General features: G+C 47.0%; 13 protein-coding genes and 2 pseudogenes. 5 read left to right on the top strand and 10 right to left on the bottom strand.

The genetic code is table 11. From position 1 onward, the window contains the following. Positions 1-206 precede the first annotated feature (206 nt). Positions 207-1517 (top strand): MFS transporter, encoded by a 1311-nt coding sequence (locus tag HP399_RS12395; protein ID WP_173617325.1) that lies wholly within the window; start codon positions 207-209, stop codon positions 1515-1517. A gap of 64 nt (positions 1518-1581) precedes the next feature. On the opposite strand, the gene HP399_RS12390 is transcribed toward HP399_RS12395, so the two are convergent. The 6 genes and pseudogenes from HP399_RS12390 to HP399_RS12365 form a co-directional block, all read right to left on the bottom strand. Continuing rightward, positions 1582-3318: an ABC transporter ATP-binding protein gene (locus tag HP399_RS12390; protein ID WP_173617324.1), complete on the bottom strand. Its 1737-nt coding sequence runs from the start codon at positions 3316-3318 to the stop codon at positions 1582-1584. After that, on the bottom strand, positions 3287-5125 hold the full coding sequence (locus tag HP399_RS12385; RefSeq protein ID WP_173617513.1) for an ABC transporter ATP-binding protein: 1839 nt from the start codon (positions 5123-5125) through the stop codon (positions 3287-3289). Before HP399_RS12385 ends, HP399_RS12390 begins: the two co-directional genes overlap by 32 nt. Before the next feature lie 231 nt (positions 5126-5356). Beyond that, the gene (locus HP399_RS12380; RefSeq protein WP_007728325.1) at positions 5357-5638 is read right to left on the bottom strand and encodes a hypothetical protein; all 282 of its coding nucleotides are present in this window, start codon (positions 5636-5638) and stop codon (positions 5357-5359) included. Positions 5639-5919: 281 nt separating this feature from the next. Beyond that, positions 5920-6270, bottom strand: coding sequence for a YolD-like family protein (locus HP399_RS12375; RefSeq protein ID WP_007728326.1), 351 nt, complete (start codon positions 6268-6270; stop codon positions 5920-5922). Beyond that, positions 6267-6638: a YhjD family protein gene (locus HP399_RS12370; protein WP_173617323.1), complete on the bottom strand. Its 372-nt coding sequence runs from the start codon at positions 6636-6638 to the stop codon at positions 6267-6269. The genes HP399_RS12375 and HP399_RS12370 overlap by 4 nt, the downstream gene beginning before the upstream one ends. Continuing rightward, positions 6635-7555: pseudogene (locus HP399_RS12365) on the bottom strand (DNA polymerase IV); the annotation flags it as partial. The pseudogene HP399_RS12365 and the gene HP399_RS12370, both read right to left, overlap by 4 nt. Before the next feature lie 252 nt (positions 7556-7807). Here HP399_RS12365 and HP399_RS12360 point away from each other — a divergent pair. From HP399_RS12360 to HP399_RS31135, 4 genes are all read left to right on the top strand, one after another. After that, entirely contained in the window at positions 7808-8191 is a 384-nt protein-coding gene (locus HP399_RS12360; protein WP_173617322.1) for a YhjD family protein, read from the top strand. Next, positions 8188-9429, top strand: coding sequence for a DNA polymerase IV (locus HP399_RS12355; protein WP_173617321.1), 1242 nt, complete (start codon positions 8188-8190; stop codon positions 9427-9429). The genes HP399_RS12360 and HP399_RS12355 overlap by 4 nt, the downstream gene beginning before the upstream one ends. Further along, positions 9426-9761 (top strand): YolD-like family protein, encoded by a 336-nt coding sequence (locus tag HP399_RS12350; RefSeq protein WP_173617320.1) that lies wholly within the window; start codon positions 9426-9428, stop codon positions 9759-9761. The genes HP399_RS12355 and HP399_RS12350 overlap by 4 nt, the downstream gene beginning before the upstream one ends. A gap of 651 nt (positions 9762-10412) precedes the next feature. Further along, positions 10413-10496, top strand: coding sequence for an IS3 family transposase (locus HP399_RS31135; RefSeq protein ID WP_369124625.1), 84 nt, complete (start codon positions 10413-10415; stop codon positions 10494-10496). A 103-nt stretch (positions 10497-10599) separates the two neighbouring features. Here the strand turns inward: HP399_RS31135 and HP399_RS12345 are convergent, their stop codons facing one another. The 4 genes and pseudogenes from HP399_RS12345 to polYB form a co-directional block, all read right to left on the bottom strand. After that, positions 10600-11028 carry a VOC family protein gene (locus tag HP399_RS12345; RefSeq protein ID WP_173617319.1) on the bottom strand — a complete coding sequence of 143 codons (429 nt, stop codon included), beginning with the start codon at positions 11026-11028 and terminating at the stop codon, positions 10600-10602. A gap of 187 nt (positions 11029-11215) precedes the next feature. After that, positions 11216-12037, bottom strand: coding sequence for a DUF6597 domain-containing transcriptional factor (locus HP399_RS12340; RefSeq protein ID WP_173617318.1), 822 nt, complete (start codon positions 12035-12037; stop codon positions 11216-11218). A gap of 134 nt (positions 12038-12171) precedes the next feature. After that, the gene (locus HP399_RS12335; protein WP_228088505.1) at positions 12172-12696 is read right to left on the bottom strand and encodes an NAD(P)-dependent alcohol dehydrogenase; all 525 of its coding nucleotides are present in this window, start codon (positions 12694-12696) and stop codon (positions 12172-12174) included. Between the two features lie 512 nt (positions 12697-13208). Then, positions 13209-13535: pseudogene (gene polYB, locus HP399_RS12330) on the bottom strand (DNA polymerase IV); the annotation flags it as partial. Positions 13536-13610: the final 75 nt, after the last annotated feature.

Raw genomic sequence — 13610 nt, 5'->3', positions numbered from 1 at the left:
TCTGTTCACTTCTGTATTTTCGTATGCCTATCCTCTCTTAATTTGTTTGCTGCTAGTCGTTTTCCTCCCTGAAATGAAATAACGTTCAAAAAATTGCGATCTTCGCTTTTCGTTTGGAAAAACATGGTGTTTACTCACTTTCCTGTTGAAAGCAGCAGCGGTAGGGCACGTTATGTTCATGTCCTATTTTTGCGCGGAGGGAACGTATGCAGCAAAAAACAAAGAAACGCCTTCCATCCTTCCTTCAAATTCAGGAGTCCACTGGTCTGAAAGTGTCACCCCACGAGCCTTCTCATCAAAAGCCATCAGGCCGTCTGGACAATCAAGCCAAGCTGCTGCTCCTGGTCAACGCTGTATTCATTGCCGCTGGCGCCCTTTCTGGCACGTTTGTAAACGTCTATTTGTGGAAGGTAAAAAGTCAATTTGCGCCGATCGCTTGGTTTACTTTTGCCGCCCATCTCGCGGGTGCTCTTACTTTCTGGCTTGCTGGCTGGTACGTCAAGCGTTTGAACAAAATGAATGTCTTGCGTGCCGGAATGGCAGTTTCTGCCCTTTTTTATTTGCTCGTTCTTCTGGCGGGTCCAAAAGCTGTCTCTTATGCCGTACCGCTTGGGCTCGTTCAGGGGATGGCGAGTGGATTTTTCTGGCTTTCTTTTAATGTGGTGTACTTCGAAATCACGAATGCCGATAACCGCGACCTTTTCAACAGTTCGGCAGGGTTGCTTGCTTCCATTGGCGGTATGCTCGCTCCATGGATATCAGGCTTGCTCATTACGCGACTTCCGGGCAATAGTGGTTACTCCCTTATTTTCGGGATCTCTCTTGCGCTATTTGTCGTCGGCGTGTTCATCAGCTTTTTCCTGAAAAAACGCCAGTCGGAAGGGACGTATTCTTGGAGCTTTTCCTTACGTTGTTTGCGAGAGGAGCCCGAGTGGCGCTGGGCAGCAGGCGCTTTGGCTGGTCAAGGACTGCGTGAAGGCGTATTCGGCTTTGTGATCGGTCTACTCGTCTACATTTCCACGAGAAGCGAGATGACTCTCGGCAATTACTGGTTGACTACATCTGCCGTCGGACTTGTGAGCTACTTCCTGATCGCCAAATGGTTCGCTCCTCGCTATCGCAAGTGGGGAATGCTCACTGGTTCTGTCATCATGTGGGGGATTCTCTTCGTATTTTTTTGGCAGGTGAGCTTTACGACACTGCTTATTTTCGGGATCGCCGTGTCTATCGCTTATCCGCTGTTCTCTGTGCCCATGCTCTCCACGATTTTTGATCTGATTGGCACTAACGAAGAGAGCGCACGCAATCGGGTCGAGTATGTCGTGCTGCGAGAGTTCGCTCTGGACGTTGGTCGGCTGGTGGGGATTCTGATCTTTCTGCTGGTAACCTCCTTGAGCGTCTCTCCTCTTACGCTGAACTGGTTGATTCTGTGCATCGGAATCGGCCCACTCATCGCATGGGCGTGCATGACCAAGCTATTCCGTCACGTCCCTGTGACTAAAAAAGCTGACAACTGAACGAAGAATGCGCCCATGACAAAACCCGCTTCGGCTAACTTGCCTAGCGGGTTTTGTCACTGATTTATGAAGACAGTCTCCAGCCACCTGTCGTTTGCTGCAGCTTCCACAGCCGTGCATACAAGCCGTTTTTCATCACAAGCTCATCATGCTGTCCCTGTTCGACGACAGTGCCATTTTCCAGCACGTAGATGTTGTCAGCATTTCGGATGGTTTTCAGGCGATGAGCAATGGCAATAACCGTTCTTCCCTCGATAAGCGTATCGATCGCTTTCTGAATTTGCGCCTCATTTTCGGGGTCGAGTGAGGCTGTTGCTTCATCCAAGAGAATGATCGGCGCATTTTTCAAGATCGCTCGGGCAATGGATATGCGCTGTTTTTCCCCGCCTGACAGCGTGCTTCCCCCTTCTCCTACGAGCGTATCGTAGCCATCGGGCAGCTTCATGATGAAATCATGGCAGCTCGCTTGTTTGGCCGCCTCCTCGACCTCAGCTTGTGTCGCATCCCTTTTTCCGAAGCGAATGTTGTTTGCAATCGTGTCCTGGAATAAATACACGTCCTGGAACACCATCGACACGCGGGAGAGGAGTGCCTCCGGTTCTATGTCGACAAGCGGTTGATTGCCTAGCTGAACAGTGCCTTGCGACGGGTCATAAAATCTGGCAATCAGCCGCATCACGGTGCTTTTTCCACTGCCGGACGGCCCGACCAACGCTGTAAATGAACCGACTGGCATGTGCATGCTCACGTTGTTCAGGACGTTCTTTTCGATATAGCCAAAAGAGACTCCTTCGAGCTTCACATCGTTTTCCGCAGGCGGTTGGTGCTGGCCTGTCATGATCGGCTCCGCCAATAACTGGACAATCCGCTCCCCCGCTTGCTCGTGGTAACGGAATTCTGCATAGTTGACGAGTGCAGCTGTCAATGGATCAAAGAGACGTGTACCAACCAGCAGGAACATGACAAACGTGATCAGGTCTATGCCACCTGCTACGAGCAAATACACGCCGACCATGACCATGAGTGTGAGGCCAGCTCGGATAAAAGCAATGGCGGCGAGCACAATTGGTCCCAGCAAGCCTTCGATTCGTATGCTCTGCCGCATGAACTCGCGAAAGGATTGCTCCAGCCGTACAAAGCGTTCGCCGGTCAAATTGTACGCCTTGATGACGCGTATGCCGTTCAAATATTCCTGCAAGCGATTGGCGGCGTCAATTTTGGCCCGCATATGCGTTGCTCCGAGCCTGCGTTGAAGTCCTGATGTCATCAGCACTAAGAGAATCGCTATGGGAAATGCAGCAAACAAGGCCAGTGCCATGCGCCAATCCGCGAAAGAAAGACCTACGATCGCCATGACAGGCATGATGATCGCCCCCAGCATTTGCGGTACGAGATGGGAAATCCCGTGCTCCACCATCGTAAAGTCTCCCATCATCATATTGGCCAAATCCCCTGGGTCTCTTTTGTTCAAGTAACCGAGTGACAGCTTGCGAAGATGCTCTGCGAGCTTGGTTCGCCCCTCTGCCGCCGTGCTGTAGGCACCGCGAAATTGTGTGCGATACGCTGGAATTTCGCATAGAAACAAAAGGAGCAAGGAGACTACCATCCATCCGCATACCCACCAGAGTCGCTCGATGTTCAATGAGACACCCGGCTGGGCAAACGGCTCAAAAATCAATCGGGCTGCCTCCGCGAGCAAGGCAAACGGCAATATTTGCGCAAGGTTGGCAAGTGTCGTGTAAATAACGGGTTTGATCAGCGCCCTTGGTTTACCTGCTGTGATATTGTTCAGCATACTCATCTGCGTCCACATTCCCCTTTCCTTCGCCCATTTGCCAATCCTGCGCATCGGTGTAAGCCTTCCACATCCGGGCATAGAGCCCATTCGCCTCTATCAATGATTGATGCCTGCCTTGTTCGATCAGCTTTCCTTTTTCCAGCACCAAAATTTGATCGGCATCCCGAATCGTTGACAGGCGATGTGCGATGACAATGACAGTTTTGCCCTTCATCAGCTCTGCCAGAGCCAGTTGCATCTCATACTCATTTTCAGGATCAGCAAAGGCAGTCGCCTCGTCGAGGACAAGAATCGGTGCGTTTTTCAGGATCGCCCGTGCGACCGCCACACGCTGCTCTTCTCCCCCGGACAAGTAGACTCCCCCTTCCCCAATCAGGGTCTCGTAGCCTTTCGGGAGCTTTTGAATAAAATCATGACATTGGGCTGCCTTCGCCGCTGCATAGACTGCCTCTGGCGTTGCGTCTGGCAATCCAATGGCAATGTTGTTGTAAACCGTGTCGTAAAACAAAAACGTATCTTGAAAGACGAAAGCTACGGTGTTCATCAAATCGGTGCTCGACAGCTCCCGAACATCTACCTGGCCAATGCGAATCGCTCCCTCCGAAACATCCCAAAATCTTGGAATGAGATTCGCTACCGTAGATTTCCCTGCACCAGACGGCCCGACCAGAGCTGTCACCTGCCCGTGCTTCGCCAAGAAGGATATGCGAGAAAGTGCCTCGCCTCCTGTTTTACCCTCTGCTGCATAAGAAAAAGAGACGTTTTCATATGCGACATCAAAGCTCTGTGGACGCTGGGAGCTAATCGGTTCGGCAACGGGTTGCTCTGCCAAAATCCGATCCATGCGCTCCACCCCCTCGCCAATGTCACGCAGGGTAGAGGTCAAAAATAAGAGCTTAAACATTGGGGCAGATACACCTGGCGCCATTACGAGAAAAAAGAGCAGAACAGACGCAAACGCAACATTTTGCGGGTCTTGACTCAGCATAAACACCCCTACCGGGAGTATGAAGGCCGCAAATGAACTCAGGATCACCTTGAACACCAAAAATCCGTTTTGAAAATCATCCGTATGCTTGACGCAATAGTCCCGATAGGTGATCATATCCGCATAAAAGCGCCGGAAGGAATGAACTGTCTGGCCGAATACCTTGATCGCTGGCATTCCGCGTACATACTGGACGGCAGATCCGTTCATTCGTTCTAACGAATCGTAGTACCTCTTGATATTTTCTTTTGTTTTCGTCCCAGAAAACGTAATGATCTGCACAATCAGTCCCAGTATAATCGGCACGACGCAGGCCAGCGCCAGCCAGACGTTCAAGTAAAACATCACGCCGATCATGAGCACCGTCGTCACGACTACATGCACCAAATCCGGAAGCTGATGCGCGACAAACGTCTCGACCTTTTCCACATTTTGCTCCAATGTTTTTTTAACTGCACCGGTAGACGTTCCGTTGAGCCAGCCAAGCGGCAAACGGCCGATATGCGAAGCCAATTTGACCCGCATTCCGTATAAAATGCGAAACGCAGCGATATGAGACACCATCCCGCCCGCATACATCATGAGCAGACTTCCCACGAGTCCCAAAAGTGCAATAACTCCCCACCGAATCATGTACGCCCCGTCCGCCATAGCGGGAGACGCTGCATGCGTTAACAGTTCGCGTAAAATGAAGTAGACAGATGCATAAGGCACCAACATGCATATTGCGCTCAAGGAAGACAATATTGCCGAGACGACGAGCAATCCGCGCTTCTCATCCGCAATCTCCAGCAAGCGACGCACGCCTTTTTTGGGCTGCATCCCCTCTCTGCTCTCCATTGTCGTCATTCCTGTTCTCCTCTCTCCTGCTTGCTTCTTTTGTCCTACCTCTTATCATAATGTGACCTTCTGCCCTCTACCGCCGATTGCCGGATAGATCTTGCCCCTAGCCGGAGGATTATCTTATTTGATGAGAGGGGACGTTTTTCACACAAAAAACCTTTCCCACTAGGAGGCTAGCTCCCACAGGAAAGGTTGCGTTGGTTTTTTCGATTATGGTTGGACTACTTTTTCTTTCGCTTTCGTTACGATGTGGTGACCGAGCGGCAAGCCGCGCTGCTCCAGCTCATCAGCTGTCACAATATGGAGCGTCTCACTTTTACACGGCATGGGCATCAATCCGCCCAATGGACTCATCACTCTTCCGATCGTGTCTGTCTCAATGAGCACGTACAGGCCTTTTTCCTCCAATTGTTGCATGAATTCTCCCCAACGCTTGGAAGTAATTTGATCGGCGTGCTTGGTGAATATGACACCCATTTCTTGTGCTAGCATGTAAAATCTCCTTTGTTCTATCCGTCAAATATATGCTTCAAAAGATAATCTAACAATACAGGGAAACCTCCCTTCTGGCAAAATCCGTGTAAGCCAAAAAAACACGAAAAACGGTTGTTTTTGACCGCTTTTCGTTTCAGGAATCTCACATCTTCCTCGCACACACCGTTTCAACGCGGCACGCTGTTTTTTGCCGTTTGCTTTTGAAAAAGAGGCCTATTTTTGCAGATTTCCTGACTATTTTTCGTGTCCTGCCCATCATGTACCTGTATTTCCTCGTTTTAGAAGCTCGCTGCCAGCTCCACATGCAGCAGTCGAGCAAAAGGAACCCAGTGAATCTCGGAGCCAGCCCGAAGCTTGAGGCGTCTCGCCGCCTGATCAATATGAATAATGTGGGCAGACAGGCGTCGCGGCTCTCGCCCGTCATAATAGGTCAGCGTCAGGATGCTCTCTGTCTGGAACGCCTGCCATACCAGCTCGCTCAAGGCGCTGAGCTGCTCCTGATCCAGCTCGGGTGGTACATAGCGGCGCTCTTCTTCCTTGATGCGCAAATACATTTCCCGATGCTCCGGCAGCACAAACCGACTGGCCACGAATACATTTTCCTTTTTGGACACGCGTTTTTCCCTCATCGCTTGTTCTCTCCTCGCTGTTCATATCGGGTCCACAAATGGACGAGCTCCTGACACTCTGCCCGCAATACCTCAATCGTATAGATCGCTTCTCGCACGTACCCGCGTTGTCGATAGTGGACGACATACATATGTCCCTGACGTCGTGAGCTGACGACTGTGTAACCTCGCTGCCGCAAGATGCCACGCAGCTGGTGATGCTGCCTCTCCGCCCACCGCGAGAGCTCATCGAACATCATCTGATAAGAAAACTTCAACGGCACAATCCGCATCTGCCCCAGATCGGCCATGACTGCCCGAAACAAAATGCCAAATAAAATATACTGGCGTATCAATTCCTGCTCGTCTGACACCATCGGCTCCGTCACTTGTAGTGTCCTCCGATCTTACGTGCGCGCTCTTTCGCCTGTCCCGCTTCCAAGGCAGAGGTGGCGCGCAGGATGGCGTCCTGACCGTATCGGCTCCGGATATCATCCATAGCTTGTGCCAACGAACGCCGCTTGTGATTGTCCGTGAACAGATTGAGTTGCACCACGTTATCAGGGACAAGCTGCCCCAGATTGACCCCGATACTGCGGACGGGCGTTTCCTGCCAGTGACGGTCAAACAGAAAGCAGGCCGCTTCGTACAGAGTCATGGCATCATTCGTCTGGTCCGTGAGCTTCATCTGCCGCCCAAAGCCCGTTCCAGCAGCCAAATCGGCTCCACGACAGCCCACAGACAGAACGGAGCCCATCAGCTCCTTTTTCCTCGCCCGACGGTACACTTCTTCGCACAGCTCAAGCAATATAACCTTGATTTCTACTGCTGTATGATAATCCCGTGGCAACGTCATGTGATGACCGATCCCTTTTTGTGAATCATAGGAATCCAAAGCCACAGGTGAATCGTCGATTCCGTGAGCCGTGCGCCACAGCACCTCCCCGTTCACTCCCCAATGTCGGGTAAGGATGGCTGGCCTCATATCTGCAAGCTGCCCGATCTGATAGACGCCCATCCGATGAAAATGACGCTTCATGCGTGAGCCTACCCCGAACAGCTTTTCAATCGGAAGCTTCCAGAGCGTATCCGCTAACGTTTCCCGCTTGAGCCAAAAAACGCCTTCTTCCCGTTTCTTGGCGAAATTGTCGCAGGCCATCTTGGCCAGTACCTTGTTCTCCCCGATGCCTACCCGACAGTTGATTCCCGTCTCCATCCAGACGCGCTGCCGAATCTGTGCAGCCATCTGCAACGGATCACCAAACAGATGGACGCTGCCTGTCACGTCGAGAAACTGCTCGTCGATTCTGTTTTCATTTTATTGTTCATGATTAGTAAACCAAATAAGTCACTGACCTTGGAAAAAAATGTGCTCTTGAAACAGGAATATTTGTTCGGTATTCTGTATACAATAACAAAGGGAACAAACGTTCTTGTCGGAGGGTGATTCTATGTCTTGGAATTTAGAAAAGCACCAAGGCTGCCGTAGCGTTGAAACCATCTATTTTAATCGAAGTTGTATTCTATCCTTGTCCCTAGTAGCAAAGAAGCAATTAGGATGACGCAAATCCCTTTGCAAACTGAAGAAGAATCTCAATTCATTAAAGAGTACATTCTTCTCCCCATCATTTTGGATATCTTGGAAAAGGATATCAAAACTTTGGATTCTGTACCGTTAAAAATGCCTACTATTTATGCCAGAACCTTACGCCATGTACAAGACCTGATTACTATCGATTTATTGGGAATACGCAAATATCTGAGAAAACATGGGATAAAAGTGTATGAACAAAACTGGACTAAACTCGGTATAGAAGCAAGGTACTTATGTCGCGGTTATCATCACCAATTTTCAATGCTACGGGGCTTAGTGAAAGCTGAAGTGGAGAAAAAGCTAAGCGAATATTTAAATATTGATCTGGCTGGTGAAATAAACTCATGAGTAAACAATTAGATCGAGTCATTATGCTGGCAGATTGCCAATCTTTTTACGCGAGTGTGGAAAAAGCAGCTCATCCTGAATATAAAAATAAACCTCTCGTTGTTGCCGGCGACCCTACGCGGCGATCAGGGATTATTCTAGCTGCTTGTCCCATTGCCAAAAAACATGGTATTACAACGGCAGAACGGCTGGGAGAAGCTCTTGCTAAGTGTCCAGAGGTGGTTGTGATTCGACCTCGTATGGAGGAATACATTCGGGTATCTCTTCAGATTACCGAAATTCTACAATCTTATACAGATCTAGTGGAACCATATAGCATTGACGAACAGCACCTCGACATAACGGCTAGTTTGAAGCTTTTCGGCTCCCCCGTCACGATTGCTAAAAATATTCAGCAAAGAGTGATGAACGAGACAGGCGTCCGCACAAGGATCGGGATTAGTTACTGCAAAGTCGTAAGTAAAATGGCTTGCGATAATTTCGCAAAAAAAAATGAACGAGGTATTTTTACCCTTTCGAAGGTGGATCTCCCAACCATACTTTGGCCACTACCGGTGAACAAAATGTTTATGGTTGGATCAAGAATGACACAACATCTCACCCGAATGGGCATCATGACAATCGGTGATCTGGCAAATACCTCTCTCACCACTCTAAAACGCAAATGGGGTATTAACGGAGAAGTTCTATGGTGTATCGCTAACGGCATAGATTCTTCACCGGTAAGTCCAAACACCCATAACCACCAAAAAGTGATCGGTCATCAAATGACGTTACCGAGAGATTATTACACGTTGCAAGAAATCTTAGTTCCCCTTTTGGAACTATCAGAATTGGTATGCCAAAGATGCCGTGCCAAGGGGTATATGGGATGGGTTGTATCCGTAGGTTGCCGGGGAGCAGACTTCAATCGTCCCACGGGGTTTCATCGGCAGATGACATTAACTGACCCAACAAGTCTTACAGGTGATGTCTACAAAGCTGCGACCATGTTGTTAGAGCGACACTGGGATGGATCTCCTATACGCAGTATCGGAGTAAGCCTAAGTCAACTTGTCAGCGATGAGGAATTTCAGTTAGTTTTGTTCGATGACCGTGAGAAGAAGCTTGCATTGGAAAAGACCACCGATATGATTAAGCAAAGATTTGGAAATGCATCGATTATGCGAGCAGTATCCCTGACAAAAGCAGGTCAAGCAAAAGATCGTTCTCAAAAAATTGGAGGCCACTATAAATGAGCAAAAAGCTGCAAGGTAATGGCTTGTTTGAATCTTCACGGATGATGCTTCCAGAGCACAAGGAAGCATATCTTGAGCATCAACAAAATTTGAAAAAAAAGACCCGTCCATTGTTAGACGGACAGGAAACGGAACTCTTTGCACATATGATTTCTGAATCGATGTTTACCGGCAGAGAAATAAAAATCGTCTTATTTGACATGTTTGAGGAAAAAATAGCAACAGGTAGAGTTATCGATGTTGATCAACAAAAAAGGGTAATAAAATTAGCAAACGTAATGGATCGTCAGTTGATTCCCTTCGATAATATTATTACCCTACACTTTATTTAATGGATTCTGCTAGCAAAGTCTGGTCTAAACTACAATTAGTCTAAAAAGCTCGGATATTTTTTATGATTTCAAACGAGTGGATTACAACAGAAACAGAACGTCAGTGGACAACGTGCAGTAAACGTTAAAGGATCTATTTGCAGACACGATTCAAGAAATGTTTGAAGCTAAAATAGAACCTCTCTTAAATATACCAAACATAACATAAAAAACTTAGCGGACAACCAACATCGGCGATGGGTAAAGTAAGAAAACTCTCTATGTTCTTCGAAGTCGACGTCCACCGGGATCTAGAAGGCGATTTTGAGCCAACCATTGTAAAGAAACATCAGTCCAGCATTCTCTCTACCAACGTGTCAAGGGTCCACTTTTCCTTACACCCTTGACTCTGTTGGTTGCAAAAAAAGTTTCCTTATTAGGGAGATAAAACCTCTTATATATCAGTTGCTTGAGTTTACAAGAAATTATTAACAGACTCTAAAAAGCACCTATCCTTTCAAATGACATTTAAATATCATCTTAAAAAACAGATGCTAATTTTAGAATTTTTTCCAATTTTTATACAAACCTAGTAGCTTTACCATTAGCTGTAGCAACATAAGAAGCCGTAGGCACATATGCCTTGTTCGGTTGTAGCTTCATCTATATTTCATATGGTTTTATAACCATGAACGGTTCCAGAAAAAATTAAACCAGTGTGCTCCGGTGGAATACCGTAACACACTGGCTGCTTAGGCTTTTTTAGTTCTGTCTACTTGACAGGGGTAAGACCAAAAGAAAGGTCTTTTATAACTTGCTTGCATGTAGTCAAAGCAATCATTGCACGGATCAGCTAACTCTAAAACATAGCGAGGAATCGCTTCTGCATTTCTTTCGGGCACACGATTTCAATAGTCGTATAGATCATCCAATAATGTCCGAACGGATCCTTCACACTTCCCGCGCGGTCACCGTAGAATTGATCCGTCATTGGATTAACAATTGTCGCTCCAGCCGCAATCGCCTGCTGGAACAGCTTATCCGCATCTTCAACTTGAAGTTGGATACCAACCGTTGTATTGCCCAAAGTTTCCGGCCCCTGAATACCGTAATCAGGATATTCACCTGCGATTGATATTTTGGCTCCGCCGATTGTAATTTCAGCATGAGCCACTTTGCCTCCCGGCTCTGTCAAACGGTAAACCTCTACCGCATCGAAAGCCTTCTTATAGAACTCAATCGCCTCCGCAGTATTCTTGATCCATAGAAATGGAGTTGCATTAATCATTTGAATCCACCTTCCTTTTTCCCGAATGATGAGCTATGCAATATCGTTAGATGCAATCATGCTGACTGACTGTTCCCGCCTCTTATAAATATCCTAACCGCTCTCCAAATAAGGGTATAGTAAAAAATTGACCCTATATTTAATTATTGACCGACTAATAACATATCGTCTGCGATTGAAGAGAGATTTAATTGTGGATCGCAACATGATTGTGATGCCTGCCATGCGTCGACAAATAATTTGTAGGATTAAGACTGGAGAACTCCTGAAAATCCTTAATAAAATGCATTTGATCATAATAACCGCAAGCGATAGCGACATCCATCCAATTGACGCTCTTCGCGCGGTCTATTCGGTTCAATACCTCCTGAAAACGGCGAAGTCGACAGAATAGCTTGGGAGTCAGCCCCACTTCTTCTTTAAAAACCTGGATAAATCTCCTTTGGCTTAAACCGACTTGTCCGATCACATCCGAGAGGGGTCTAGTATGAGGCACGCTCTGAAACTCGTTAAGTGCGAAGCTTACTGCCGAGTGTCTTATCAGTGGTCGGGAGGCCAGTTTTATAAGACTTTCTTCCAGTGTTCGAAACTTATCGTTCACAAGTTCCGATTGAAGCAGCATCTCACGCAGATCATGGGCTCTGACTCCCCACAGTGTATCCAAGGAAACATGCTTATTATGTAGTTCATTCACAGGTATTTTAAGAAATGGATAAATACCGCCCGGTTTGAAATGTATGCCCAAGACCGTGGTCTCTGCCGAAGTATCAATGATGAAATATTCGGAATGCGGCCCGCAAATAACAGAGCTGCCATAAGTCCGCAACGGGTCCTTATATGCGCGGTCAAACAATTTAATCTTATCGTCACGCAGGTTAATTACAAGTTCTATCGAACCATCAGGCAGCAAGAGCTCCTTCGAATGAGGTGGACTATATCCTTCGAAATACCAGAAGTAATCTACAAAACTTGATAAAGGAGCTTGCGGAATATACGTTTGTAACAACATAGCATATGTGCGACAAGAACCATGGAAGTTAAATCCGTGGAGTCGCTCCCTCCTCTCTTGGGGAGTACCAGAAAGATGTCAAACCAGCATATATCCGGACATGTTAAATAGGCGCAGATCTTCGTTAAGTTTTGTTAGCATGTTCCACGGTGATGACGACATTTCCTTTTTTTGTGCCCTTTTTCTACATACCTGTGAGCCTCAGGAATTTGTTCCAACGGATAGCGTCTATCTATGACTGATTTTATTTTCCCCGTCTCCATAAGCTCTTTGAGGAAAACTAGATCCTTCGAACTCACCTTTGCGATCCCTTGCCCTTCAACTGTCAAGTATGTCCCGTTCTCGATGACCTTATCGGCTCCCAGAAATTTCACCATTTCTACATTTGTGGTACTGCACACACCGGTAACTTCTGTCCCATAATACTTGGCAAGCTGTATGGCGGAAGTTCCTAACGCTCCAGAAGCTCCATAGATAAGAACTTTTTGTCCGTTCTGGATATTTCCTTTTCTAAAAAAATGCAAGGCTGTGGTTCCCCCAAAAGGAACGGCTGCGGCTCCCTCATAAGTCACATTCGCCGGTTTTAAAGCTACAACTCCATCTTCAGGCAGACAAGTGTAACTCGGAATGAGCGCCAAAACGCATCCCTGTTCATGCATACACCTGGTCACATTTTTGCCTATGGCTTCAATTTCCCCGGCTAACTCTACACCTAGAATAGGGTTTCTTGTTTTTCTGAGACCTAGCACTAATCTCATAGGAATTCAAAACAAAATAGGGCTGTTGGTTGATCACCAGTTGCTCCAATCCCAGAAGATGTTTAATATATTCTTCTATAACTCCAGAGCCTGTCACTTCCTTATAATGAACTTTCATACGTTTTAAGTATCGTAAATATCTCAATAAGGAGTAAGCATACCGTTCGCCAGTCAAGTAACTGGCCCTTTTTACAAATAAACCATAGCTCTCAATTTTGTTTTCTACACTCATAAATCTGCCCAACAATCCTTTAATAAAAATACAGTCTATGAACTATTATTTGGTCTAAATAGACGAGCTATTGTAATCGTTTACCAGAGTATTATTGTAAACGATTACCACATAAATAGATTAACTTGAAAATATATCCTTTGTAAACGAACAGTTATGGTGAACATTTAGGTAACAGAACATCGATCGAGTACGGCTCCACCTTGTCTGTAAATGCTTCGAATATGCGAGTGATTTGCATGGAGATGCGAATGTACATCTCCATGCGCGGACGAACAACGACGAGCTGGCGACACTTTTGCTGCGCCTGCCATAGCGCTTCGGATGCGACCACTCCGTATGACTTGGCAATCGGACACGCTGCCAGTACAACTCCGCTGCGCCGCTCTGGATCACCTGCGACGACAATCGGCTTGTTTCGCAGCTCTGGATTGGCCCCTTTCTCGATACTGGCATAAAAGCTCTGCATGTCGATCAAAAACACGATCCGCTTGTTCGCATTGGACACACGATCATCTCCTAATAAGAACTTATGTTCTCGTATTACTTTGTTCTTATTATAGCAAACAAACGTTCGTTTTTA

This window comes from Brevibacillus sp. DP1.3A (genome assembly GCF_013284245.2).
Lineage (GTDB): Bacteria > Bacillota > Bacilli > Brevibacillales > Brevibacillaceae > Brevibacillus.
This window is presented reverse-complemented; position numbering and strand designations above follow the sequence as displayed.

Excerpts from the sequence above, each read along its gene's own strand:
- HP399_RS12395 (WP_173617325.1), top strand. The coding sequence starts at position 207 with ATGCAGCAAAAAACAAAGAAACGCCTTCCATCCTTCCTTCAAATTCAG.
- HP399_RS12390 (WP_173617324.1), bottom strand. The coding sequence starts at position 3,318 with ATGAGTATGCTGAACAATATCACAGCAGGTAAACCAAGGGCGCTGATC.
- HP399_RS12385 (WP_173617513.1), bottom strand. The coding sequence starts at position 5,125 with ATGCAGCCCAAAAAAGGCGTGCGTCGCTTGCTGGAGATTGCGGATGAG.
- HP399_RS12380 (WP_007728325.1), bottom strand. The coding sequence starts at position 5,638 with ATGCTAGCACAAGAAATGGGTGTCATATTCACCAAGCACGCCGATCAA.
- HP399_RS12375 (WP_007728326.1), bottom strand. The coding sequence starts at position 6,270 with ATGAGGGAAAAACGCGTGTCCAAAAAGGAAAATGTATTCGTGGCCAGT.
- HP399_RS12360 (WP_173617322.1), top strand. The coding sequence starts at position 7,808 with ATGACGCAAATCCCTTTGCAAACTGAAGAAGAATCTCAATTCATTAAA.
- HP399_RS12355 (WP_173617321.1), top strand. The coding sequence starts at position 8,188 with ATGAGTAAACAATTAGATCGAGTCATTATGCTGGCAGATTGCCAATCT.
- HP399_RS12350 (WP_173617320.1), top strand. The coding sequence starts at position 9,426 with ATGAGCAAAAAGCTGCAAGGTAATGGCTTGTTTGAATCTTCACGGATG.
- HP399_RS12345 (WP_173617319.1), bottom strand. The coding sequence starts at position 11,028 with ATGATTAATGCAACTCCATTTCTATGGATCAAGAATACTGCGGAGGCG.
- HP399_RS12340 (WP_173617318.1), bottom strand. The coding sequence starts at position 12,037 with ATGTTGTTACAAACGTATATTCCGCAAGCTCCTTTATCAAGTTTTGTA.
- HP399_RS12335 (WP_228088505.1), bottom strand. The coding sequence starts at position 12,696 with ATGCATGAACAGGGATGCGTTTTGGCGCTCATTCCGAGTTACACTTGT.